Origin of the sequence: Curtobacterium sp. MCPF17_001, from assembly GCF_003234615.1 — a bacterium.
Lineage (GTDB): Bacteria > Actinomycetota > Actinomycetes > Actinomycetales > Microbacteriaceae > Curtobacterium.
In genome coordinates this window covers 228,313-252,544 of record NZ_QKSL01000003.1, presented here as the reverse complement: position 1 = coordinate 252,544, position 24,232 = coordinate 228,313, and the positions used below count along the sequence as shown (strand labels likewise).

At 70.9% G+C, this 24,232-nt stretch carries 20 protein-coding genes and 1 pseudogene; 9 read left to right on the top strand and 12 right to left on the bottom strand.

The annotated features are described in order from the left end of the window. Window positions 1–275: 275 nt before the first annotated feature. A complete protein-coding gene (locus DEJ24_RS05090) occupies window positions 276–1,289 on the bottom strand; it encodes an iron-siderophore ABC transporter substrate-binding protein (protein WP_258374716.1) in 1,014 nt (337 codons plus the stop codon). 69 nt (window positions 1,290–1,358) lie between these two features. On the opposite strand from DEJ24_RS05090, the gene DEJ24_RS05085 reads away from it, so the two are divergent. Continuing rightward, window positions 1,359–2,231, top strand: a complete 873-nt coding sequence (locus DEJ24_RS05085; RefSeq protein WP_111077561.1) for a shikimate dehydrogenase — start codon at window positions 1,359–1,361, stop codon at window positions 2,229–2,231. 154 nt (window positions 2,232–2,385) lie between these two features. Here DEJ24_RS05085 and DEJ24_RS05080 read toward each other — a convergent pair whose 3' ends face one another. The 3 genes and pseudogenes from DEJ24_RS05080 to DEJ24_RS05070 all read right to left on the bottom strand — a co-directional run bounded on the left by DEJ24_RS05080 (window position 2,386) and on the right by DEJ24_RS05070 (window position 4,147). Continuing rightward, a complete protein-coding gene (locus tag DEJ24_RS05080) occupies window positions 2,386–2,766 on the bottom strand; it encodes a YchJ family protein (protein ID WP_111077560.1) in 381 nt (126 codons plus the stop codon). A 205-nt stretch (window positions 2,767–2,971) separates the two neighbouring features. Beyond that, window positions 2,972–3,396, bottom strand: a pseudogene (locus tag DEJ24_RS05075) (organic hydroperoxide resistance protein). 163 nt (window positions 3,397–3,559) lie between these two features. After that, window positions 3,560–4,147: a TetR/AcrR family transcriptional regulator gene (locus DEJ24_RS05070; RefSeq protein WP_111077559.1), complete on the bottom strand. Its 588-nt coding sequence runs from the start codon at window positions 4,145–4,147 to the stop codon at window positions 3,560–3,562. 82 nt (window positions 4,148–4,229) lie between these two features. On the opposite strand from DEJ24_RS05070, the gene DEJ24_RS05065 reads away from it, so the two are divergent. From DEJ24_RS05065 to DEJ24_RS05055, 3 genes are all read left to right on the top strand, one after another. Continuing rightward, window positions 4,230–5,015 carry an SDR family oxidoreductase gene (locus DEJ24_RS05065; protein ID WP_111077558.1) on the top strand — a complete coding sequence of 262 codons (786 nt, stop codon included), beginning with the start codon at window positions 4,230–4,232 and terminating at the stop codon, window positions 5,013–5,015. A 120-nt stretch (window positions 5,016–5,135) separates the two neighbouring features. Further along, on the top strand, window positions 5,136–5,810 hold the full coding sequence (locus DEJ24_RS05060) for a hypothetical protein (protein WP_111077557.1): 675 nt from the start codon (window positions 5,136–5,138) through the stop codon (window positions 5,808–5,810). A gap of 51 nt (window positions 5,811–5,861) precedes the next feature. Beyond that, complete coding sequence (locus tag DEJ24_RS05055; RefSeq protein ID WP_111077556.1) at window positions 5,862–6,536, top strand: maleylpyruvate isomerase N-terminal domain-containing protein; 675 nt, start codon at window positions 5,862–5,864, stop codon at window positions 6,534–6,536. Here the strand turns inward: DEJ24_RS05055 and DEJ24_RS05050 are convergent. Beyond that, on the bottom strand, window positions 6,521–7,147 hold the full coding sequence (locus tag DEJ24_RS05050) for an NAD(P)H-dependent oxidoreductase (protein ID WP_111077555.1): 627 nt from the start codon (window positions 7,145–7,147) through the stop codon (window positions 6,521–6,523). The genes DEJ24_RS05055 and DEJ24_RS05050 overlap by 16 nt on opposite strands. Before the next feature lie 66 nt (window positions 7,148–7,213). Between DEJ24_RS05050 and DEJ24_RS05045 the strand changes: the two genes are divergently transcribed. Then, a complete protein-coding gene (locus DEJ24_RS05045; protein ID WP_111077554.1) occupies window positions 7,214–7,945 on the top strand; it encodes an SOS response-associated peptidase in 732 nt (243 codons plus the stop codon). 60 nt (window positions 7,946–8,005) lie between these two features. Here the strand turns inward: DEJ24_RS05045 and DEJ24_RS05040 are convergent, their stop codons facing one another. After that, window positions 8,006–8,233: a hypothetical protein gene (locus DEJ24_RS05040; protein ID WP_146245932.1), complete on the bottom strand. Its 228-nt coding sequence runs from the start codon at window positions 8,231–8,233 to the stop codon at window positions 8,006–8,008. A gap of 96 nt (window positions 8,234–8,329) precedes the next feature. Here DEJ24_RS05040 and DEJ24_RS05035 point away from each other — a divergent pair, with 96 nt between their 5' ends. After that, entirely contained in the window at window positions 8,330–8,857 is a 528-nt protein-coding gene (locus DEJ24_RS05035) for a hypothetical protein (protein ID WP_111077552.1), read from the top strand. Between the two features lie 128 nt (window positions 8,858–8,985). On the opposite strand, the gene DEJ24_RS05030 is transcribed toward DEJ24_RS05035, so the two are convergent. Continuing rightward, complete coding sequence (locus DEJ24_RS05030) at window positions 8,986–15,768, bottom strand: Ig-like domain-containing protein (protein ID WP_181436526.1); 6,783 nt, start codon at window positions 15,766–15,768, stop codon at window positions 8,986–8,988. A gap of 369 nt (window positions 15,769–16,137) precedes the next feature. Then, window positions 16,138–16,461, bottom strand: a complete 324-nt coding sequence (locus tag DEJ24_RS05025) for a hypothetical protein (protein WP_111077550.1) — start codon at window positions 16,459–16,461, stop codon at window positions 16,138–16,140. 284 nt (window positions 16,462–16,745) lie between these two features. Between DEJ24_RS05025 and DEJ24_RS05020 the strand changes: the two genes are divergently transcribed. The 3 genes from DEJ24_RS05020 to DEJ24_RS05010 all read left to right on the top strand — a co-directional run bounded on the left by DEJ24_RS05020 (window position 16,746) and on the right by DEJ24_RS05010 (window position 18,880). Further along, window positions 16,746–17,288 (top strand): VanZ family protein, encoded by a 543-nt coding sequence (locus tag DEJ24_RS05020; protein ID WP_111077549.1) that lies wholly within the window; start codon window positions 16,746–16,748, stop codon window positions 17,286–17,288. Window positions 17,289–17,369: 81 nt separating this feature from the next. Next, window positions 17,370–18,530, top strand: a complete 1,161-nt coding sequence (locus tag DEJ24_RS05015; RefSeq protein WP_111077548.1) for an ATP/GTP-binding protein — start codon at window positions 17,370–17,372, stop codon at window positions 18,528–18,530. Then, complete coding sequence (locus tag DEJ24_RS05010) at window positions 18,527–18,880, top strand: hypothetical protein (RefSeq protein WP_111077547.1); 354 nt, start codon at window positions 18,527–18,529, stop codon at window positions 18,878–18,880. Before DEJ24_RS05015 ends, DEJ24_RS05010 begins: the two co-directional genes overlap by 4 nt. 269 nt (window positions 18,881–19,149) lie before the next feature. Here the strand turns inward: DEJ24_RS05010 and DEJ24_RS05005 are convergent, their stop codons facing one another. The 4 genes from DEJ24_RS05005 to gmd form a co-directional block, all read right to left on the bottom strand. After that, window positions 19,150–19,704 carry a hypothetical protein gene (locus DEJ24_RS05005; RefSeq protein WP_111077546.1) on the bottom strand — a complete coding sequence of 185 codons (555 nt, stop codon included), beginning with the start codon at window positions 19,702–19,704 and terminating at the stop codon, window positions 19,150–19,152. A gap of 445 nt (window positions 19,705–20,149) precedes the next feature. Further along, the gene (locus DEJ24_RS05000; protein ID WP_181436525.1) at window positions 20,150–21,970 is read right to left on the bottom strand and encodes a DUF4012 domain-containing protein; all 1,821 of its coding nucleotides are present in this window, start codon (window positions 21,968–21,970) and stop codon (window positions 20,150–20,152) included. A 39-nt stretch (window positions 21,971–22,009) separates the two neighbouring features. Beyond that, window positions 22,010–22,981, bottom strand: a complete 972-nt coding sequence (locus DEJ24_RS04995; protein WP_111077544.1) for a GDP-L-fucose synthase — start codon at window positions 22,979–22,981, stop codon at window positions 22,010–22,012. Further along, complete coding sequence (gene gmd / locus DEJ24_RS04990) at window positions 22,981–24,012, bottom strand: GDP-mannose 4,6-dehydratase (protein ID WP_111077543.1); 1,032 nt, start codon at window positions 24,010–24,012, stop codon at window positions 22,981–22,983. The genes DEJ24_RS04995 and gmd overlap by 1 nt, the downstream gene beginning before the upstream one ends. Window positions 24,013–24,232 lie beyond the last annotated feature (220 nt).

The window sequence follows — 24,232 nt, the reverse complement described above, 5'->3', positions numbered from 1 at the left end:
CGGACGTCTCCACGGCGTTCTCGCTCGGGACGACCGCGGCGATCGAGTGGGCACTGAAGCGCCTGCCGGACGAGTTCGCGAAGAAGCTCGGCTGACGCCCGGCAGCGCGGCTGGCCCGGCAGCGCGGCTGGCCCGGCAGCGCGGCTGGGTCCACGCACAACCGGAACCGGCCCGCACCACGACATCCCGTGGTGCGGGCCGGTTCCTGTTGTGCGGGTCCGGCTGGAGCCGCGCAAGCGCGCAGCGCAGCGCCGAGCGCGCCGCGCCGCCTGGCGTCAGCCGAGCTTCTTCGCGAACTCGTCCGGCAGGCGCTTCAGTGCCCACTCGATCGCCGCGGTCGTCCCGAGCGAGAACGCCGTGGAGACGTCCGAGTCGTCGATGACGATGGAGTGCCCGGCCTCGACCGACGGCACCTTCTGGAACAGCGGGTCCGAACTCGCCTTCGACGCGTCGACGTAGATCGGCAGCACGACGGTCAGGTCGGCGTCGAGCAGGTCGAGGTTCTCGTTCGACAGTGAGACCGAGAACTCCTTGCCGGCGGCCTCGTCGATCGCCTTCGGGATCGTGAAGCCGAGGTTCTGCATGAACGTCGCACGGCTGTCGCGGGAGGCGTAGACGCCGAAGCCCTCGGACGTGTACGCGCCGATCGCGGCGGTCTTGCCGTCGAAATCGGGGTGCGCCTTGCGTGCTGCCGCGTAGGAGTCGTCGAGGTCGCTGAGGAGCTTCTTGCCCTCGGTCTCCTTGCCGAGCGCCTTCGAGATCATGTCGACCTGCTCCGTGGTGGAGGCGAGGTAGTTCTCGCCGCCCTTCGGGATCGCGACGGTCGGGGCGATGGCGGACAGCTTGTCGTAGCGGTCCTTGTCCCCCGAGGACTTGACGTCGAGGATCACGTCGGGCTTGAGCTTGAGGATCTCCTCGTAGCTGGGCTCGAGCGTGTTGATGATCTTCGGCGCCTTGTCGTACGCACCCTTCAGCCAGGGGCCGACGCCCTCGCCACCGAAGGCGAGCCAGTCGCTGGCCCCGACGGGCTGCACGCCGAGTTCGAGCGCCGTCTCGGCGTCTCCCCAGCCGAGGGCGACGACGCGCTTGGGCGCCGAGTCGATCGTCGTGGTGCCGAGACCGGTGGAGATGGACACCGGGAACGCACCGTCAGACGAACCGGCGGAGGACGACGAGGACGAGGGGCTCGACGAGGAGCAGCCGGCCAGGACGAGCGAGGCTGCGACGACGGCACCGGCCGCGGCGAGCACGCGCCCGAGGCGACGCTTGGGGAGGGAGGTACGGATCACGAAGGGTAGCCTAACCTAAGCGCTCCTCCCCCGGGAGGCTCGTGTGACGCCCGTGGATAGGCTGCGCCCGTGGCCCTCACCTTCCCCGACGCCGACCGCACCGAGCTCGCCGTGCTCGGCTCCCCGATCGCGCACTCGCTCTCGCCCGCGCTGCACGCTGCGGCCTACGACGTGCTCGGGCTGCCGTTCTCGTACGGGAGGCACGAGGTCGCCTCCGGTGGGCTTGCCGCGTTCGTCTCGGGGCTCGGTCCGGAGTGGCGCGGCGTCAGCCTGACGATGCCGTTGAAGCGCGAGGTGCTGCCCCTGCTCGACCGGACGACCCCGCTCGTCGACGAGCTCGGTGTCGCCAACACCGTCGCGTTCCGTCGCGAGGGGTCGTCCATCGTGCTGGCGGGAGCGAACACCGACGTCGCCGGCATCGTCCGCCCGGTCGCCGCGCTCGGGCACGTGCCGGGAGAGGCGACGATCCTCGGCGGCGGCGCGACGGCGGCGAGCGCCCTCACCGCGTCACTCCGGCTCGGGGCGAACCTGGTGCGGGTGTTCCTGCGCGACACCGGCAAGGCGGGTGGCCTGGTGCTGCTCGCGGCCCGACTCGGGGTGACGCTCGAGGTGCACGACCTGCAGGATCTCGCCTCAGCGGACCCGATCGGCTTCGTGGTGTCGACCCTGCCGGGAGGCGCGGCGGACGAACTACCCCTCGTGCCGTCCGGGCCGGACGCGGTGCTGTTCGACGTGGCGTACGAGCCGTGGCCGACCCGGGCCTCGACGGCGTGGACGGCCGCGGGTGGTCGGGTGCTGAACGGCCTCGACATGCTCAGCGAGCAGGCGATCGGGCAGATCCGCTTCTTCCTGACCGGGGACGAGGACGAGCTGCTGCCGGACGAGGCCGAGGTCCGCCGAGCGATGCGCGCTGCCGTGGGCCTGCCGGAGACGATCGGCTGACGGGGCGGCGCGCAGGCGTTCCCGAGACGGACCCGTCTGCGCGCGACGCCGCCGAGCAGCTGAGACACCGCCGACCCCGGAGGCGTCTCGGGCGCTCAGCGGCGTCGCGCACAGACGCCGGCGTCTCACACGCACCAGTGGGGGCCAGCGAACGTCACACCACGACGCCGTCGACGTAGTACCAGTGCCCGCCCTCGCGGACGAAGTCGCTCGTCTCCTCGAGGGTCCCGCGCTCGGTGTCGGAGCGCCACCACGCGCGGAACGTGACGGTGCCGGCGGAGTCGAACGGGCCTCCCGACCGGGTGCCGACGATGTCGAGCCGCGTCCAGCGCTGCCCGGGGTCCAGGTCGAGCGACGCTGGCCGGGTACGTGGGTGCCAGCTGCGCAGCAGGTACTCGGGCAGGCCGAGCGCGAAGGCCGAGAACCGCGACCGCATCAGCCGCTCGGCGGTCGGTGCAGGAGCGCCGGCGTGGAGCGGGCCGCAGCACTCGTCGTAGGGGTTGCCACTCAGGCAGGGGCAGCGGTCGGTCGGCACCGCACCAGCCTAGGCAGCCCCCGCCCGCCGCCGCACGGCCTCAGGACGCCCCCGTGTGCGCGAGACGCCCCTGTCTGCGCGAGACGCCGCCCCACGCGCGAGACGCCGCCGGCCACGGAGGCGTCTCGGCATGAGCACGGCGTCTCGACCAGACGCCGGCGTCTCACCTCCAACCGCAGACGCCCCACCCCCGACGCAGCAGGACCTAGTCGACGAGCGACAGCGTCACCGTGATGTTGCCCCGCGTGGCGTTCGAGTACGGGCAGATGGTGTGCGCGAGTTCGACCAGCCGCTGCCGCTCAGGTCCGGCGACGCTCGGCGCGTAGACGTCGAGCCCACCGCCAGTCCGAACCCGCCCGAGCCGTTGCCGCCGATGCTGACCTCGGCGGAGACCTCGGCGCCGGTGGTGTCCAGCGTCAGCTCGCGGCCGGCGGCGTGCAGGGCGCCGAGGAAGCAGGCCGCGTACCCGGCGGCGAAGAGCTGCTCGGGGTTGGTGCCCTCGCCGCTGCCGCCCATCTCCTTCGGCGGTCGGGTGTCGAGGTCGATCCGGTCGTCCTCGGTGCGGACGTGTCCGTCGCGGCCGCCTCCGGTGGCGTGGGCGGCTGCGGTGTAGACGATGTCGAGACTCATCCGACCAGATCACCGGGAGTGGCTGGACGCTCGCTGGGGAGGCCCGGGGGTGGGCTGTTCACCGGCTCGGCCCGCGCACAGCGCCGGGCGTGTCCGGGCTCCTCGCAGGCGAGGGCCCCGCACCCGCGAGGGCCCCGCACCTGCGAGGGCCCCGCGACCGGGTTCAGCCGATGAAGGTGTCGACGAGCGCGGTGGCGTCCTCGACCACCGAGCGCTGCCACTGCTGCCGGGTCTTCCGGATGCGGGTGACGACCAGGCCGTGCAGGGAGATCCAGAGCAGGTCGGCCTGCAACCGCTCGTCCCGATCGCCAGCAGGCAAGCCGACGAGGAGGGCATCGAGGCGGCTCTGTAGTCGGTCGATCCCGGACTCGATCGTCACCGGGTCCTCCAGCAGATCACGTCCCTCGAACAGCAGCTGGTACGCGCCGGGGTTCGCGACCGCCCACGTCACGTACGCGCTCGCGGTGGTCCGCAGGGCAGCGGCGCGATCGTCGTCGGTCGAGGCGCTCGCGCCTGCGGCCTCGATCGCCGTTGTGAGCGCGGTGAGGCTCTGGGTGGCCACGGCGATGAGCAGCGCCTGCTGGGACGGGAAGTGCCGGTACACGGCGGTCGCTGACACCCCGCACGCACGCGCGGTCTCGCGCAGTGACGGTGGGGTGACGGCCAGGCGCTGCGACAACAGGTCCGTCGCGGCCGCGAGGAGGTCGTCACGCAGCTGGTCGCCCGTGCGGGTGCGCGACGTGTTCGTCATGGAGCAACTGTTGCACGAGCGCGCGGTTGACACCCGTCAACCAGCCGCCTAGGTTTACACCTGTCAACCAGAAGGAGCAGGCATGGACCACACCGACACGACCGCGCTCGTCACCGGCGCGAGTTCCGGCATCGGACGGGAGTTCGCCCGCGCCCTGGCCGCGCGCGGAGCCGACCTGGTGCTGGTCGCGCGCCGAGCCGACGTCCTCGAGGAGCTGGCACAGTCGCTCCGATCGGACCACGGACGGGTGGTGACGGTCGTGCCGCTCGACCTCGCGCAGCCGGCGAGCGGCACGCGTCTGCTCACCGAACTCGACCGACTCGGCGTCCGCGTGGACACGGTGGTGAACTGCGCCGGCATCGGTCTGACCCGTGACTTCGTGGACAGCACGCCGTCTGAACTCGGGGACCAGCTCGCCGTCAACATCGACGCCGTCGTCGACGTGTGCCGCGCGTTCCTCCCGCGGCTCGTGTCCTCGAGTCGGGGCGTGCTCCTCAACGTCGCGAGTCTCACGGCCTACATGCCGACGCCGGGGATGGCGGTCTACGCAGCCTCGAAGGCCTTCGTCCTGCGGTTCACCGAGGCGCTGGCGTACGAGTTGCGCGACTCCGGGGTCACCGTCATGGCCTTCTCGCCCGGTCCGACGAAGACCGAGTTCTACCGGAACTCCGGCACGGACGAGGGCCGGGTGCGGTTCGAGACGCCCGAGCAGGTCGTTGCTGCGGCGTTCCGAGCCCTCGACAAGCCGACGCCCCCGGTCAGTGCCGTGTCGGGCAGTGCGAACACGCGGACCAGCCGCATCGCGCCACTGCTGCCGAGGCAGACGGTCCTGCGCCTGGCCGACTCTTCCCCGAGGACGACGGCCTGACCTCGTCACCGCACCAGGGAGATCAGCCGGGAGGCACGACCGGCCCGGGCGCGCGAGGACCGTCCCACGGTCATCCGACGGGCACGAGCCATCCGCAGCGCGAGCGGGTAGACATGGCACGTGTTCAGACTGGGGTGGCAGGTGTTGCGTGCGCGGTTCCGTGAGGACGTGTCGCTGGAGCGCTTCCGCCGGGCGGTGACGTTCGGGCTCGTCGTCGGCGTCGTGGCAGCGACGGTGCTCGGGGTGACCGCAGCACAGACGGGATGGGCCGGCGCGGGGACGGCGCGCTCCACCGTGGTCGTCGTGTCCACCGCACTGGCAGCCGGGTTGCTGACGATGTCCTGCTTCCCCGTGAAGCAGACCGCTGACCCGCCGGCCACCATCAACGGCAGGCAGGTGCGTCCGGACACGATGCGTGTTGCGCGCGACTCCGTCCAGCGGTACCTGCGTCGAAGCATGCCGCAGGTGCTCCCCGAGGACCGCGACGCCGTGCTGCAGGACACGGCCCTGATGCGACGGACCCTGGTGGTCGACGTCGTCCGCGCGAGCCCCGGACTGATCGGCGTCGCACTGCTCGCGATCACGGGGCTGGTCGCGAGCGACGGGCACGGGCTGAACTTCATCCTCGTCGCCGGGTACACCTCGCTCATCCCGACGTACGTCACCCGCCTCGGACGAGCGGAGCGGGCTCACCGGGCCGCTACTGCCCTCCCGCCGTCCGAGCTCAGGTCGACCACCCCGACCGGCCGCAACCGCTTCCCGTCGGGCTCGAAGGTCGGCCTCCCCGACGACTGACCGGACGGCGAGCACCTGCCACGGCAGCCACCTGCCACGGCAGGATGAGCCGTGGACACCCGAGCACTCTTCGCCGCGACCGCCCAGTCGTTCGTGGACCTCGTCACCGCGCTGCCCTCCCCCGTGGCGGATCCGGCCCTCTGGTCATCCCCCGCGCTCGGGGTCTGGGACCTCCGGGCGCTCGTCGGGCACACGAACCGTGCCCTCGTGACGGTGTCGACGTACGCCGCCACCACGATCGAGCAGGACGCCGATCCGACCACGTCCACGTCCACGTCCGGAACGGTCCTCGACGACGCGGCCGAGTACCTCCAGGCCGCGACCCGCACGGCGACCGACCCGGACGAGGTGGCGGCCCGCGGTGTCGCCGCCGGCGCAGCACTCGGGACCGACCCGGAGGCCGCGGTGACGGCCGCTCGCGACCAGGCCCTGGCTGTCCTCGCGGCGGTCCCGTCGGGCACCCGCATCTCGGTGGTCGGCGGTCTGCTCCTGCCGGTCGAGGAGTACCTGCGCACCCGCATCGTCGAGTTGGTCGTGCACGGCGGCGACGTCGCACGTGCCGCGACGGCAGCCGGTGCTCCCGTCTCGGCCTCCCCGCCGGCGGAGGCGGTGGTCGCCGCCACCCTGCTGCTCGCCGAGGTCGGGGCGCGCCGCGGCGACGGTGCGCTGCTGCTCGCCGCCCTGACCGGTCGGGGGTCCCTGCCGCCCGGCTACTCCGTGCTCTGAGCGTCGGCACCGACGACGACTGCAGCACCGGTGACGGCCCGTGCGATCCGATCGACGGCGTCGTCGACGAGGGCTCGGCGGGCCACGTCGTCGTCCTGTTCGGACTCGTACACGAACACCGTCGCTCCACGGACCGCCCCGCAGTAGTCGACGATCCCGTGCTCGATCTGCGTCCGGATCGCCTGCTCGTAGCCGTGCCGCTCGTACGTCCCGGCAGCGTCACCGGCGACCGGCAGCAGGTGCACGGTGAGCCGCCCGAGGTTCCGGCGCGTCCCACCGGCCGGGTCGACGTCGAACGCCCAACCGTTGACGAAGACGCGGTCGACCCAGCCCTTCAGGAGCGCCGGCATCGACCACCAGTACACGGGGAACACCAGCACGAGGTGGTCGCTGGCGTCGAGCCGCCGCTGCTCGCGGACGACGTCGTCGGGGAGCGCACCGGTGCCGCGGTAGGCGTCCCGGTCCGCCGGACGGAACCGCGGGTCGAACCCCTCGGCAGCGAGGTCGACCAGCTCGACCTCGCCGGGGTGCAGGGCGTCCTGCAGCTGTCGGGCGATGCCCGCGGTGAGCGAGTCCGGATCGGGGTGGGCGGTGACGATGAGGGTCTGCACGGCCGTCAGTCAAGCGGACCAGGCTGAGCCCGTACCGACGTCGGCGGCTCCGTGCACACTGGTCGCATGTGTGGCCGCTTCGTCGTCTCCGACACCACCGCTGACCTGCTCCCCGAACTCGTCGGCGAACTCGCCGCGCGCACCGAGCACGTCGACGAGGACACCGGCGAGGTCCACGCCGGCCTCGCGCCGAGCTGGAACGTCGCGCCGACCGACCCCGTGTACGCGGTCCGGCAGCGGCACGGGCAGCGCGAACTCCCCCAGATCAGCTGGGGCTTCGTGCCGAGCTGGGCGAAGGACTTCCAGAAGCAGCGACCGAAGCCGATCAACGCGCGCATCGAGACCGTGGCGACGAGCGGCATGTTCAAGCGTGCGTTCGCGACGAACCGGTGCATCGTCCCCGCGCAGGGCTACTACGAGTGGGTGGTCCGCGAGGACGGCAAGGAGCCGCACTTCGTCCACGAGCCCGGCGGAGCCCTCGCGATGGCCGGTGTCGTCAGCGCCTGGCCCGACCCCACGAAGCCCGAGGACGACCCGGACAAGTGGCGGCTGTCGCTCGCGATCATCACCCGTGACGCCCATGTCGCTCCGGGTGAGGTGCACGATCGGATGCCGGCGTTCCTCACGCCCGACGGCTACGAGACCTGGCTCGGCGACGGTGCCGGCACGAACGACCTGCTCGCGCTGCTCGACCGTGAGTCGCTGGAGGTCGCGGCGGGCCTCGAGCAGTACGAGGTCGCCCGGACGGTCAACAGCGTGCGGAACGACGGGCCACACCTCATCGAGCCGCTGTTCTGATCGCTCCCGCTCCGTGGGTCGAGGCTCAGGGAGCAGCTCGCGAGGGACGAGGACCGACCGTCAGGGCCCCGGCGTCCCGTCGAACAGCACACCCGACCAGGCCAGGAGGATCGGCCCGAGCACGACGACGAACACGCCGACCGCCACCACCACCGCTCCGACCCCCGACACGATCGCGGTGAGCAGTCCGAGGAGCCCCACGAGTCCGACTGCCCGACGGGCGTCCCCGCCGCCCGCCACCGCGGTCGTCGCACTCGAGAACAGGGCGCTCATCGGGTCGTCAGCCATGCCCGCAGCGTAGCCCGACTGCCCGGGGGTCAACCCCACCCACATCCGGGAGGTGGCCGCATTCTCCGGCCGGACGGCCGCCGAGACGATGGACACATGACCTCGACGCAGCACCCCACCACGATCGACACCTCGCAGCCCACCACCCGTTCCGAGCGTTCGGCCCTGACCTCCGCGGTCGGCGTCCTCGGCATGGGCGTCATCGTCCTGGCCCTCGCCGGCTGCAGTGTCGTCAAGCCGTACCTGCCCGAACAGCAGGAGCACTACGACGCCTACGCCGATGCCCCCTCGAAGGCGAACTCGGAGGACCTCGCCTGGTTCATGCCGAAGTGGGTGCCGGCGGATGCGGAGGACATCGACGTCCGGCTCGACACGAGCAAGCCGGGCTACGTGATCGGCTTCACCTCGGCCGACGGCGTGGACACGAGCGCCTGCGAACCGGTCGACGGCGCGAAGGGCGGGCCGGCGATGACCGCGGGGTTCCTGCCGGAGAAGCTGCCGACCTCCTCGCTCGTCACCTGCGGCGACGGACGCCTCACGACCGAGATCGACGGCCGCTGGTACGGCTGGACCCCGGTCGAGCCGGTGCCGTCCGACGGGAACGACACCCTCCGCACCGACTGACCGGCGGCACCGCACCCGTCGCGGACGGACGGGAGGCCCGGATCAGGTGCGCGTTCCCGCTCACGTGATCCGGGCCTCCCGTCCGGCACGGCTGTCCTGACCGACGCCTTCCGGCGCCGCCGCGACGCCTACCGGCGCCGCCGCGGCCCGACCGGCCCGGCCGCCCCCGCCGGCCCCTGGGCCACCATCCGCCGCCGCAGCAGCAACGCCGCCCCGGCGAGCAGCAGCGCGAGCGCGCCGAGCCCGAGTCCCGCGAGGCCCGTGCTGCCCGTGAAGGCGAGCTGCGCCACGTGGGCGACGGCCGCGATCCCGACCGGGTAGGTGACGGTGATCGTCGCGATGACGACCTGTCCGGCGCTGTCCTGCACCGTGTAGTCGATCGCCTGGGTGCCGTGGAACCCGCGCGCCGGCGTGAAGGTGACGACCCCGTCCTCGGCGTGCCAGGTGCCCGCGCCGCGGACGGCGACCCGGTCGGTCATGTGCCCGGTGTCGGGGTCGACCAGGTGGAGCGTGTCGGTGTCGAAGGTGGCGCCACCGGTGGGGCTGTCGTTGTCGAGCGGCTCGACGGTGACGGTGCGCCCGGTGCGGCCGGTGCCCCGGTCGTCGGTGGCGACGGCCTTCGCGACGACCGTGATGGTCGCGGTCGCACGGGTGGACTGCCCGGAGGCGTCGGTCGCCGTGTACACGAACGTGTCGCGTCCGGTGAACCCGGCGGCCGGCGTGTAGACGTACGAGCCGTCCGCCTGCACCCGGACGGTGCCGTGTGCCGCCTTCCGGGCGAGGCTCGTGGTGAGCCCGGTGCCGGAGTCGTTGCGGAGCAGCCCGTGGCGGGCGTCGACGGCGAGCGCCGTCCCGGCGATCGTGCGACCGGAGTCGTCCGTCGCGGTGATGCCGACCGTGACGGTGACGGTGGTGTCGACGGTCTGCCCGCTGGCGTCCCGAGCCGTGTACGGCACGGTGTCGGTGCCGGAGAACCCGGCGGCTGGCGTGTAGACGAACGTGCCGTCGGCGGCGATGGTGGCGGTGCCGTGCGCGGCGTTCCCGACGGAGACGACGGTCATCGCCGTTCCGCGGTCGTTGCCGAGCACGCCCGGGCCGCGGACGGTGACCGCGGCACCCGCGGTGGTGCGGGCGGTGTCGGCGGTCGCGGTCGGGGTGACGTCGATCGCGACCAGGGCGACGGCGGTGTTCTCCTCGGCGTCGTGGGCCGTGTAGGTGAACCAGTCGCGGCCGGACCAGTTCGCGGACGGGGAGTAGACGTACGCGCCGTCCTTCGCGAGCCGGAGCGTGCCGTGCTGCGGGTGGACGTCGACCGAGGCCCACAGTCCGGTGCCGGAGTCGTCGGCCAGGACACCGTGGGCGCGGGCCATGCGGACGACGCCGTTGGTCTTCGTGGTGCTCCAGTCGTCGACCGCGACGGCGCCGACCAGGACGGTGACGGTGGCCGTCGTCGTCCGCCCGGAGGCGTCGGTCACCGTGTAGGTGAAGCGGTCGGTCCCGGAGAAGCCGGTGGCCGGCGTGTAGACGAGCCCACCGTCGGTGCCGACGGTGACGGTCCCGTGCCTGGCATCGCCGTGTCCGGTGACGGTGAGGCCGGTGCCTGAGTCGTTCCCGGTGAGGGCGGTGCCGGCGATGACCAGCGGGGTCCCACCGGCGGTGCGCAGGACGTCGCCCGTGGCCGTCGGGGTGACGGTGACGGTGACGGATGCCGAGGCGGTGCCCCCGGTGGGGTCGACCACGGTGTACCGGAAGGTGTCGGTGCCGGAGTACCCGGCGGCGGGGACGTACGTGACGGTCCCGCCTCCGGTGACGCTCACCGTTCCGTGTGCGGCCGTGCCGACACCGCTGACGCGCAGGCTGGTGCCGGAGTCGTTCGCGATGACGACGACGGCGACCGGGGCGTCGGCCGTCGTGGTGGCGGTGTCGTCGACGGACTTCGGGGCGACGGTGATCGTCACGGTGCCGGTGGTGGTCCCGCCGCTGCCGTCGGTCACGGTCACGTCGAACCCGTCCGGGCCGGAGTAGCCCGGTGCCGGGGTGTACGTGTACGAGCCGTCCCCGCCGACCTCGACGGTGCCGTGGTCGGGGGCGCCGTGACCGGTGACCTCGAGGTCGGTGCCGGTGGCGCCGGTGAGGACGCCCTGTCCGGCGGGGACGACGAGCTGGCCGTCGGCCGTGGCGCTGGCGTCGGGCGCGGCGAGCACCGGGTCCACCGTGATGGTGAGGGTGCTCGTCGCGGTGTTGCCGATCGCGTCGGTCACGGTGACGGTGACGGTGTCGGTGCCGGACCAGCCGGCGGCGGGCACGTAGGTGACGGTGCCGTCGGCGTCGACCGTGGCGGTGCCGTGCGCGCCGTCGGTGACGTCGGTGACGTGCAGGCCGGTGCCGGAGTCGTTCGCGGTCAACGCGGCCGAGGTCGCGGTGACCGGTTGGCCGGCGCTGGTGGTGCGGGTGTCGTCCCCGGCAGCGGGCCGCACAGTGACGGTGACGGTGCCGGTCGCCTTCTTCCCGGAGCCGTCGGTCACCGTGTAGGTGAAACGGTCGGTGCCGGAGAACCCGTCGGCCGGCGTGTACGTGTACGAGCCGTCGGCGTGCAGGTCGAGCGTGCCCTGTGCCGGTGCCCGGTCGACCGTGGCGGTGAGCCCGGTGCCCCGGTCGTTGCCCAGGACGCCGTCCGCCTTCGAGACGGTGCGCGTCGATCCGGCCGTCGCGGTCGCGCTGTCGGGCATCGCCATCGGCCCCACCACGACGATGACCGTCGCGGTCGCGGACTGCCCGGAGGCGTCGGTCACCGTGTACGTGACGGTGTCCGTCCCCGAGAACCCGGGCTGCGGCGTGTAGCGGATCGTGCCGTCGGCACCGAGGACCACGTCGCCGTGGTCGGCGCCGCCGGCCTTCGTGACGGTCAGACCGGTGCCGGAGTCGTTGCCGAGCAGCGTGGCCGCCGGGATCGACACGGGCCTGCCGGCTGCGGTCCCGACGGTGTCGGCCATGGCGACCGGGAGGACCGTGACGGTCACCGTCGACAGCCCGCTCGAACGTCCGCTCGCGTCCGTCACCCGGTAGGTGGACGTGTCCGTCCCCGAGGTCCCGGCTGCCGGCGTGTAGGTGACCCTGCCGTCCCGCTCGAGCACGGCGCTGCCGTGTGCGGGGGCCCCGACGAGCTCGGTGTGGAGGCCGACGCCGGAGTCGTTCGCCTGGACGTCGATCGTGACCGGCCAGTTCGCCGAGGTCGTCGCCCGGTCGTCCGCGGTCGTCGGGGTGACGACGAGGGTCATCGTGGCGGTCGCCGGCGTGCCGGCGGTGTCGGTCACCGTGTAGGTGAACGAGTCGTCGCCGGAGAACCCGTCGACCGGCGTGTACTTGACGGCGCCGGTGGTGTCGTCGAGGACCAGGACGCCGTGGCCCGGTTCGGTGTGCCGGGTGATGGTCAGGTCGGTGCCGCGGTCGTTGCCGAGGATCCCGGTGGCGCGGGTCGTGCGGGTGAGGGTCTCCCCCGCACGGACGGCTCCGGAGTCGTCGGTCGCGACCGGGGCGACGGTGATCCGCACGGTGGCGCTGCTGGTGTTCCCGGCGGCGTCGGTCACCGTGTAGGTGAACGAGTCGGTGCCCGAGGTGCCGTCGGCCGGCGTGATAGTGATCGAACCGTCCGCGCCGAGCACGACGGCGGTGCGCGTGCCGCCGGTCACGGCGGTGACGGTCAGGCCGGTGCCCGCGTCGTTGCCGGTGAGGGTGCCGGAGGTGACGACGAGCGGGCTGCCGGCCGTCGTGGTGAGGCGGTCGTCCTGGGCCTCCGGCCGCACGGTGACGGTGACGGATCCGGTGGACGTGCGGCCCGAGCCGTCGGTCGCCGTGTAGGTGAAGCGGTCGGTGCCGGAGAACCCGTCAGCGGGCGTGTACGTGTACGAGCCGTCGGCGTGCAGGTCGAGCGTGCCGTTCGTCGGGGCACGGTCGACCTTCGCGGTCAGGTCCGCGCCCTTGTCGTTCGCGAGCACGCCGTCGGCCTTCGCGACCGTCAGGGTCGCGCCGGCGGTGGCGGTCGCGGTGTCGCGCACGGCCATCGGGCCGACGACGACCGTGATCGTCGCGGTGGTCGACTGCCCGGAGGCGTCGGTCACCGTGTACGTGACGGTGTCGGTCCCCGAGAACCCGGGCGCCGGCGTGTAGCTGATCGTGCCGTCCGTGCCGAGCGTCACGTCGCCGTGGGACGTGCCGACGGCCTTGGTGATCGTCAGGCCGGTGCCGGAGTCGTTGCCGAGCAAGGTCGCGGCCGGGATCGACAGCGGCTTCGTGGCCTGCGTGGCCTGGCTGTCGTCCGTCGCGACGGGCGTCACGGAGACGGTGACGGTCACCGGGGCGGTGGTCCGGCCGGCGGCGTCGGTCACGGTGTAGGTGAAGGAGTCGGTCCCCGAGGTACCGGCGGCAGGCGTGTACTGGACCGTGCCGTCGGTGGCGATCGCGACGGTGCCGTGCGCGGGCTGGCCGACGACTGTGGTGGTCAGGCCGGTGCCGTGGTCGTTCGCCTGCACGTCGACGACGACGGGGTGGTCGGCGGGCGTCGTCACGGTGTCGGCCGTGGCGGCGGGGCGGACGGTGATGGTCATCGTGGCGGACGTGGTCGCACCGGACTTGTCGGTCGCGGTGTAGCCGAAGCGGTCGGTGCCGGAGAAGCCCGCGGTCGGCGTGTACGTGTACGTGCCGGTCGAGGCGTCGAGCACCAGCGTGCCGTGGTCCGGCGTCGTGGAGTTCGTGATCGTCAGGGCGGTGCCGGAGTCGTTGCCCAGGACGCCCGTCGCCCGGGTGGTGGTGCTGACCGAGCTGCCGGCGTCGACCGCCGCGGTGTCGTCCGTGGCCTTGGGGGCGACGCGGACGGTGGTCGTGACGGTGTCGGACTTTCCGTTGCCGTCGGTGATCGTCACGTCGAAGGCGTCCGGTCCGGAGTAGCCGGGTGCGGGAGTGTAGGTGGTGGTGCCGTCCGTGCCGACCGAGACGGTGCCGTGCCCGGGGGAGGTGTTGCCGGAGACGGTCAGGCCGGTGCCGAGGTCGTTGCCGAGCAGCCCGGGGGCTGCGACCGTCGTGGTCTGACTGGCGGTGGCGGTGATGGTGTCGGCCTTCGCGGTCGGCAGGACCGTGATGCTGACCGTGCCGGTGATCGTCGCACCGGAGGCGTCCTTCGCCGTGTACGTGAAGGAGTCCGTGCCCGAGAAGTGGTCGTCGGGCGTGTAGGCGTAGGCCCCGTTGCCGGCGAGCGTCAGGGAGCCGTGGTCCGGCGTCGAGTTGCCGGCGATCGTCAGGCCGGAGCCGTGGTCGTTGCCGAGCAGGCCGCGGGCGGCGTCCGCGGTGACGGTGGCGCCGGCTTGCACGCTGAACGCGTCGTCGGTGGCGGTCGGGGTGACCGTGATCGTCACGGTGCTGGTCGAGGTCTGCCCGCTGCCGTCGGTCGCGGTGTAGTCGAACTGGTCGGTGCCCGAGGCTCCCGCCTTCGGCACGTACGAGAAGCCACCGTCCGTGCCGGTCATCGTCAGGGTGCCGTTGGTCGGGTCGGTGTGCTTCGTGACCGTCATCCCGGTGCCCCTGTCGTTCGCGAGCACGCCGGCGGGTGCGGGGACCGTGAGGGTGGTGTCGACCGGCGTCGAGTAGGTGTCGGACGTGGTCGAGCCGTGCACGAGCTTGAGCATGTTCGTGAACGTGACGACGACGTCGGTGCCGTCGCTGCCCACGGCCTGCGGGAACGTGAACGCGGCGGTCTGACCGGACCCGGATGCGACGGCGGTGCCGCTGTTGACGTCGACGGCCTTCCACGTGGTCGTGTAGTTCGCCAGGTCGGTGGTGCCGACGGCGGTCTGCGCGACCGTGTACTTCTTGCCCGGCGTCGTGAGGATCGCGCCGGCCTTCTGGTCCTGCAGACCGGTGGCGCTGCCCGTGGTGCTGGCGCTGGTGCCCTTGCTCGTCGCGGTGATGCCGTCGCCGGTGATCGAGAGCCCGAACTGGTCGGTCGACTTCCACCGCTGGTCGACGCTCGCGCGGCCGGTGACCGTGTCGGCGTAGTTGCAGGTCGCCAAGTCGCTGGCGCCGTAGTTGCCGACGACCGGGAAGCTCCGGACCTGGGTGCCCGAGGTCGGGTCGAGCTGCATGAGCGTCGTGGTCGTGGTGGTGTTCGGCGCGGTGCCGGTCGTGACCGAGTTCGAGACGTAGAGGTAGCCGTCGGACGAGAACGCGATGCCCGGGCTGTTCGTGCCGGCCGGCAGCGTCGCGATCTCGGTGGTGGTCAGCGCCGTCGTGCCCGCGGTGGTGGGGACGGTCTCGGTGTCGACGCGGTAGACCTTGTCGGCCGCGACGACGAAGAACAGGCCGCGGGAGCTGAACGCGAAGTCGCCGTTGCCGGACTTCAGGCCGTTGATCTGCCCGACCTGCCCGATCGCCTTGCCAGTCGCCGGGTCGTACGCCATCAGCGCGCCGGTGTTGTCGCCGTAGTAGTAGAAGCCGGTGACCGGGTTGACCGCACCGCGGATGACCGGGCGGACCTTGTCGGTCGTCACCGGCGCGGACGCGGTGTTCGTCTTCGGGTCGAAGGACCGCAGCGTTGCGTTCTTGCCGTTTGCGGCGGCGAACATCGACGCGCCCTCGCGGGAGATGCCGAGGCCGTTGTTCGCCTGCTCGCCGAGGTCGGCGACGTCGATGGTCGTGCCCTTGCTGCTCCCCGACGTGATGTCGATCGCGATGACCTTACCGGCGCTGTTCGTCGCGTACAGCGTGTTCTGGTCGCAGACGAAGTGGCTGTCCTGCGTCGCCTGCACCGCGGCGGAGGCGGGCGCGGCCGAGACGACGGCGGCCGCGCTCAGACCGGCACCGACGAGCAGCGCGGCGCCCAGCATCGCGAGGGGGCGGAGGCCGGACGTGCGGCGGGGCACGGCAGAGCCGTGGGAAGCAGGCAGCATCAGTCACTTTCGGGTCGAGACAGCGAACCTGGCGCGCTCGAGGACCCGAGGGAATCGGAGAACAACCGTCTGCGCCGAGCCTGATCCTGACAGCCTTGTCCGCATTGATGGGGACACGAAGCGTCCCCAATAGGGGGGACCAACCTGGAAGAACGGGGTACAGGCCCCCAGACTGGGGTCGCCCTGGGCCAACGTCAAAGCCCCGCCGGTGTTCCGGCGGGGCCTCGGTCATGCGGTTCCGGAGGTCATGCTCCGGGTGGTGCTTCGCTGCTGCGCTCGATCCCTCGTGGTCGGGTGACCGTGACCAGTTGCGTCAGTGCCGGTCAGTTGCGTCAGTGCCGGTCAGTCGACCGGTCGGATGACGGACGGGAGCACGATGTGCAGACGCTCGGCGAGACGCGACTGTGCGTCCTCCAGCGAGCGGAAGTCCCCGACGTACTGGCCGAACGTGTCGGACACGAAGTAGTGCCCGTCGCGCTTGTCGACCGTGCCACCGAAGTAGCCGCCGTAGTTGGCGGACCAGAGGCCGGGTTCGACCTCGGACCACGAGAGGGAGGCGCGGGAAGGAGTGTGGGCCACCTGGGCCTCGAGGACGGCGATCGTGTTCACCGTGTCGGTGTCCAGCGTCACCTCGACCTGGTGCACGTCGTGGCTGATGATCGTCATGGCCCTGCTCCTTCACGTTCTGGGGTACATCTGCTTGCGGGTCAACGCTACGGGCGCCCGCCGCCGCCCACCAGCGAGCCCCGTTGATTCACGGGTTCTCCGGATCCGCTCCGGTATCGAAGCCCGGAAAACCGGGACAAGACGTCACGTTTCCGGGGTACAGGGGACAAACCGGGGTACTCGCAATCTGGACCGGGTCCACAGAAGGCGGGACGGGCCTCCAGTCCGGCGGTCAGCCCCGCGACGGATCCGGCCTGGAGGCCCGCCCCGGTAGCGTCGCTCCCGTGACCCCCGACCGACCCGAGCCCGACGTGCGCGACGTGACGTCGGCTGCGGTCCGGCGGATGGTCGCCTCCGGACGTGCGCTCCGCCGACGTGGCGGCACGAGCGCCCACGCGACCGGCCGCAGTCGCCGCATCGCGGGGGCGCTGGCCGTCGCGTACGCGGTGGCGGTGGTCCTCATCGGCTTCTGGGGCACGCCCGTCGACGCGAAAGCGCAGCCCTGGATCGACCGCCTGATCGGTGCCGCGCACCGGCACGGAGCGCCGAGCTGGTTCGGCTACCCGATGATCGAGTCGCTGGCGAACGTGGCGTTCTTCGTACCGCTGGGGTTGCTCGTGGTGCTGCTCGCCGGTGCCCGGTGGTGGTGGGCCGGTGCGGGAGCTGGCCTGCTGGTCAGCGCCTCGATCGAGACCGGGCAGGCACTGTTCCTGCCCGCACGGTTCGCGACCATCGACGACGTCGTCGCCAACACGTTGGGTGCGGTCCTCGGAGCGGTGCTCGGGGTCGTGCTGCTCGCGGCGGCGGCTCGGCAGCGACGGGGCTGACGCGCTCTCAGCGGCCCGTCCGTCCTCGCCTGCCCGCCGTGGTGCGACGAGCGCCAAGGTGCACACGCCTACGGTCGGAGCATGGCCTCGACCAGCACCACGATGGAACAGCACATCGCCGTCTTCGGAGGCAGTGGAAGCGGGAAGACCGTTCTGCTCTCGTCGTTCTACGGCGCCGCCCAGGAGCCGAAGGTCCGGCGGGCGAACCGGTACGCCGTGACCGCAGAGGACCGTGCGCAGGGCCGGACCCTGCACCGCAACTACCTCGGCATGCGCGACAGCTCCACGGTCCCCAGCGCCAACCGGTTCAGCGCCTCCGCGTACCGGTTCGTCATCGAGCCGTCCGCCGACGACCTGCCGAAGGGCCGGTCGAAGCAGAAGGCGGCGAAGCCACTGGGCATCGTGTGGCACGACTACCCGGGCGAGTGGTTCGAGGAGGACCCGAGCTCGGCGGACGAAGAGGCCCGCCGGATCGAGACCTTCCGGTCCCTCCTCAGCGCGGACGTCGCCGTCGTCCTCGTCGACGGACAGCTGCTCGCCGAGAACCGCGGAGAGGAGGAGCGCTACCTGAAGGCCCTGCTCACCGACTTCCACACCGGCCTCTACGCCCTGCGCGACGACGTCCTCGAGGACGGCAAACGCCTGACCCGCTTCCCACGCATCTGGACGCTCGCACTGTCGAAGGCCGATCTGCTGCCCGACCTGGACGTGGAGGAGTTCCGCGAGCTCGTGATCGGCAAGGCCGGCGGCGAGCTCGACGAGCTGCGGAGCGTGCTGCAGAGCTTCGTCGAGGACCCCGACGCGCTCGACGTCGGCGAGGACTTCCTGCTGCTGTCGTCCGCCAAGTTCGAGCCCGGGAAGATCGACGTCACCACCCGCACGGGTGTCGACCTGCTGCTGCCGATGACCGCGATGCTGCCCTTCGAACGCTTCGCGAAGTGGGCCTCCACCCGGCAACGCGGTGCCCAGGTCGCCGAACAGCTGCTGAAGTTCGTGGGACCGGTCGTCGGGTTCCTCGGCACGTCCAAGCTCGTGAAGTCGAACCTGGTCGGCGCTGCCGTCAGCATGATCGGCGGTGGACTCGGCTCGAGGGCCGTCAGCTTCGCCGCCAAGAAGGTCGCGAAGGTGAAGGACCAGGCGGAGGCCGAACGGGAGTTCACCACCCGGGTGCTCGCACGCTTCGCCGAGGACCTGGACCGCGGGGTGGACGACCGTGTCCTGCGCCGAGGAGACGACGCATGAACTTCATCTGGGCCACCCGCGGCCGCACGTGGGGCTTCCGCTTCCTGTCGACCGAGCAGCCCGGCCAAGACCCACTGGCCCGCTACGAGGAGGCGTTCGCCGGCGTCCGCGACGTGCCGGCCACGATTCGGCGGCGGACCGGGATGCTCGCCGTGCGGTTCCCCGACCCGGAAGGCCGGCAGGACCGCTCCGGTCGGCCGATCCCTCACGAGTTCGTGCTGACCCCGCCGCTCAGCGACTCGGTGCGCTCGGTCGAGGACGCGGTCGCGCAGGTGTGGCCACTGGTGCGGGAGCGGTACGCGGAGCTGTGGGAGCTGCCGAAGGCGCCGGGTTCTGTGTCCGACATGTGACGATCAGCCGACAAGTTCATGGAGTTCGGAGTCCGGGGCGCCTGATCACTGAAAACCGGGACGTGGCGGTCGTACGGTCAGCAGGTGAACCCGAATCGCAGACAGTACCGTCGTCCCTCCGCCTTCCCGTGGTGGCTATGGGTGGTCGCCCCGCTCGCCGTCATCGGCGTCGTCGCCGTCCTCCTGGTCGTGACCTGACCCACGCCCCCACGAACGACGAAACCCCCGGAGCCTCTCGGCCCCGGGGGTTTCGTTCAGTGAGCTGAAGCTCAGACGGTCTCGCGCTGGCGACGGACCGAGCCGCGCACGACGAGCAGGCCGCCACCGAGGACGACTGCGCCACCGGCGACCCAGAGGGCCAGGGCGGAGACGGTCGAACCCGTGAAGGCGAGGGAACCGTTGGTGCCGTTCGAGCCAGCAACCGCAGCGGCGTCAGCCGGCGCGATGGTGAAGGACGCGACGCCGACGACACCGGAGGTGGCGCCCGTGGCGGTCAGGTTGTAGGAGCCCGAGCCACCCACCGGGAGGGTGACGCGAACGGGGAGGGAGCCGTCGGCGCCGGCGGTGTACGCCTTCGAGACGGTGGTGACCGGCAGAGCGCCGAGCGTCGCGGAGGAGACACCGGCACCGGTGATCTGCACGTTGACGGTCTCGTTGTTCTGGAACGCGCCCGGGCTGAAGTTGACGACGACGACACCACCGGCGACGTAGTTGCCGGAGACGACGACGTTGGAGTCGGGTGCGTAACCAGCGGCGTTGGCGGCAGCCGGCGTTGCGAGCAGTGCGGCGCCAGCCAGCACGACCGCGGCGATGAGCTTCTTCATGAAGTTTCCCCTAGTGATCTGATCTGACAGACCCTGATACCAGAGCCCTGCCTCCGCAGAGTCAATCCCCCACAGCCAGTCATGGCGAGTGCGATTGGCGAAGTTCCCTCAATGTAGCGGACTTTCACAGTTTGTTACCACCCGTTGTGCAACGAGTGCGTGAACTGCAGCTGGATCTGCTCTCAGCCTGAACCGAGCATGGGACCACGAGGCAACCTCCTCGGGGCTCGCAGCGCACGAAATCCCCGGTCAGTGGGCGCAACGAGCTCTGAAGGAACAGGTCTTGCCGCTCGATGGGAAGGCTTCACACCCGCTCAGGTCGCCCGGGACCCCCCGGAGTGGGGGTCCCGCAGAACCGCGGTATGCGGCGACTCACCGATCACACCTGCACTTGCGACGGGGTCTTCTGCCCCTAGAGTCCGCGATCCGGTTGCCGGCGGTCGACTCAGCCGACCGGGACCGGCTTCGCACAGTCGAACTGCAGCGGCTGGACCTTCGACTGCCGTACGCCAGGCGTGGACTCCGCCTGCACGCCGGCGGTGGCGTACTTGGCGTCACCGAGGAACGCGACACGGAACGTGGTGCTCTGCCCCGGCGCGAGGAGTGTCTGCAGCTGCGCGACGGGGTGATCGCCGTCGACCGTCGTCTGCAAGCCCGCAGCCTTGCCGTCCTGGGAGGCGCCGAGGTAGATGGCGTTCGCCGGTGCGTAGACGGCGACGAGCGTCTTGATCTTGCCGGGCTCCGTCCCGAAGTCTCCGCCACCGGTGACGTAACGAGGAAGGCTCGTCGCCGCGTCCGCGGGAGCCGTGTTCTTGAGCGTCACCTCGACCACCGAAGTGGGGCGCCCGTCCTTCCGGCACACCGAGCCGCCGACCGAGACCTGCTTGTCGAGGTAGTAGTCCATCTTCGCGGCGGTGCCGTCGTTGAGGTAGACGCCGAACTCGCGCGTCTGCTTCGACGCCGTCGGCAGGGTCCCGGCCACAGCCGTCCCCGCGATCCGCTGCTGCTCACCCTTGTCCGCGCTCCACAGGCGAAGGCGGCCCTCTCCAGTGCCGTCGGACAGAGCCGTGATGAGCTTCTTCGCGTCGAACCCTCCGCTGGACACCTTGTCGAACACAGCGCTCGCCGCCGAGGCGAAGAACGCGTCCTGCACGGTCGGATCCGGGTACTTCGCATAGACGTCGCTGAGCAGCAGCTTCACGGCGTTGTCCGACGTCAACGTGTCCCCGGTCGCCAGCTGCACCGGCCCGGTCGCGCGGAGGATGTAGCTGAGCGTCACGGGGTCGATCGCCAGCACCCCGTCGACCTGCTCGCCGAACTTCTGCTTCCACATCTCACGCGCGAGCGCGCCGGTCAGGTCGAACCGCGGCGTCAGGTTGACGTCCTGCATGTACCGCCCGGTGATGTCGCCGTAGAGGCTCTCGGTGTCCGGCGTCAGCGGGAGGACCGGCTTGTCGTACGGGCCGAAGGACGCTCCAGCCGCCTGGCTGCCGAGGCTGATCGCACCGTCTTTGGCCTGCAGGAGCGCCACCGCACCCGGGATGCCACCGCCAGCGCGGAGCTCAGCGTTGTTCTGGAACAACAGGACGTAGTTCCGATCTCCGTCATGCCCGAGCATGGCCGGAGCCAGCTGCACGACCTTGTTCGCCGTGACTGCCTGCTGCGACACGGAACCGAGAGCATTGCGGAGGCGGTTCACTGCGGCGGTGACCGGCGAGAGCGTCCCGGCGGTGTCGATCTTGTCTGCAGCAGAGTCGGCCCCACTCAGGGTCGTCGTCGCTCGGGCTACGGCCGGCTGCGCGTCGACGAGGGGCTGCAGGTCGATGCGCCCGTTCTTCGGGGCGAATGCCTGGGTGTTGAGATCGCCGATGACCCCAGCGACGGGGCGCACCGCTCCGGTCGCAACGTCGTCGACCACGACAGCTATCTCGCGGACAGCGCGGAGGTTCGTCCCGAAGAACGGCGTGTACTGCGCAGCACCCCACACCGGGTCGCCCGTCAGACTCCGTGCCGACCCGGCGTTGTCCTCCAGTTCCTGCGCTGTCCGCTTTGCGGCATCAGGGTCGCCCGCCGTGATCTGCGACTTCAACGTGTCGACGAGGCTCACCGAGCGCTCGAGGTGCTGCTTGGCGAGCAGCCCTCGGACACCGACCCAGACGACGGCAGCGAGCAACAGCAGAACGATCGCGAGGACGATCCACAGCACGACACGGGCCCCTGACCCCCGGCGTGCAGCAGTACGTCGCGACTCGGGAAGGTCGGACATGGCACCAATCCTAGGGTCGGGCATGTCCGACCTGCCTCGTCACTGGCGGATCGAGTCCACGTGGGTGCGGTACCAGGCGATCGTGCTGCGCAACCCTTCCTCCAGCCCGATGCCCGCCGTCCACCCGGCGTCCGCGAGCTTCGAGACGTCGAGGAGCTTCTGCGGGGTGCCATCGGGCTTCGACGAGTCCCAGACCGTCTCACCCTGGAACTCGACGATCGACGCGATCGTCTCGGCGATCTCCTTGATCGTCACGTCCGAGCCGGTTCCGACGTTGACCTGCTCGGGCCCGTCGTAGTGCTCCATGAGGTGCAACACCGCGGCCGCCATGTCGTCGACGTGCAGGAACTCGCGCCGCGGCGAGCCCGTTCCCCAGTTCTCGACGCGTTCGGCACCGGACTTCGCCGCTTCGTCGTACCGACGGATCAGCGCCGGCAGCACGTGTGAACCGGTCGGCGAGAAGTTGTCGCCGGGGCCGTAGAGGTTGGTCGGCATCGCCGAGATCCAGTGTTTGCCGTACTGCCGTCGAACCGCCTGTACCTGCATGATCCCGGCGATCTTCGCGATGGCGTACGCGTCGTTGGTCGGTTCCAGGTGCCCGGTGAGCAACGAGTCCTCATGGATCGGCTGCTCTGCGAACTTCGGGTAGATGCACGACGAGCCGAGGAACATCAGCCGCTCCGTGTCGTGCTCCACCGCGGCGTCCATGACGTTGACCTGGATCTGCAGGTTCTCACTGAGGAAGTCGTGCGGGTAGGTGTTGTTCGCCATGATGCCGCCGACCTTGGCAGCCGCCAGGACGACGTACCGGGGCTTCTGCTCGGCGAAGAACGCGAAGACCGCGTCGCGGTCCTTCAAGTCGAGCTCTGCCGAGGTGCGGCCGACCAAGTTGGTGAAGCCTTCAGCCTCGAGCTTCCGCCACACCGCTGATCCGACCAGTCCACGGTGGCCCGCGACGTAGACACGTGCGGAACGGTCGAGCGGGCCCGGGGTGAAGTCGCTGTCCGTCATCAGGACTCCCAACTCGCGAGGTTGACCTTGTCGATCCACGGGCGACCCTCGTGCTCGAGCGCCTCGATGTCTGCGTCGACCATGATGCGGGCGAGCTCCCCGGTGTCGACCGTCGCTTCCCAGCCGAGCTTCTCCTTGGCCTTGGACGCGTCACCCACGAGAGCGTCGACCTCGCTCGGACGCAGGTAGCGCTCATCGAAGCGGACGTGGTCTTCCCAGTTCAAGCCGGCGTGCGAGAACGCGGTCGAGAGGAAGTCCTTCACCGTGAAGTCGCCGCCGGTCGCGAGCACGAAGTCGTCCGGCTCGTCGACCTGCAGCATCCGCCACATGCCCTCGACGTACTCAGCGGCGTAGCCCCAGTCGCGGACGGAGTCGAGGTTGCCGAGGTACACGTGATCCTCGAGGCCCGCCTTGATACGCGCGACCGCTCGCGTGATCTTCCGCGTCACGAAGGTCTCACCCCGCCGGGGCGACTCGTGGTTGAAGAGGATGCCGTTGACCGCGAACATCCCGTACGCCTCGCGGTAGTTCCGCGTCACCCAGTAGCTGTAGACCTTCGCGGCGCCGTACGGGGAGCGCGGCCAGAACGGCGTCTCCTCGTTCTGCGGCGGCGGAGTCGCACCGAACATCTCAGACGACGACGCTTGGTAGAACCGCGTGTGGATGCCCGACATGCGCACGGCTTCGAGCATGCGCATCGACCCAACGCCCGTGACGTCTCCGGTGTGCTCCGGCTCGTCGAAGGAGACACGCACGTGCGACTGCGCAGCGAGGTTGTAGACCTCGTCCGGCTTCAGCTCCCCGAGCAGGCTGACCAAACGGGCGCCGTCGCCGAGGTCGCCGTAGTGCAGGAACAGCTTGGCGTCAGGGTCGTGCGGATCGACGTAGAGGTGGTCGATGCGGGAGGTGTTGAACGTCGACGCGCGACGGATGAGCCCGTGCACCTCGTACCCCTTTGCGAGGAGCAGCTCCGCGAGGTAGGACCCGTCCTGACCCGTGATGCCAGTGATGAAGGCTCGTTTTGGTGCCATGACCTACCCCTTATTCAGCGCCGGAACGCTCCACCTTAGCGTCAGCACACGCGACCCTGAAAATGTCTCACGCGGACCGTGACCCTGCCGGACACACTCCTGCGGTGATCGCAGTCACGGCGAGTTGCCGTCTCGCCGTGGCGTCAGTTCGGCCGGCGCCCCCACGAACGCCCTCTAGAAGGAGCCCGACAGCCGACAGAAGGATCCCGACAGCCGCCAG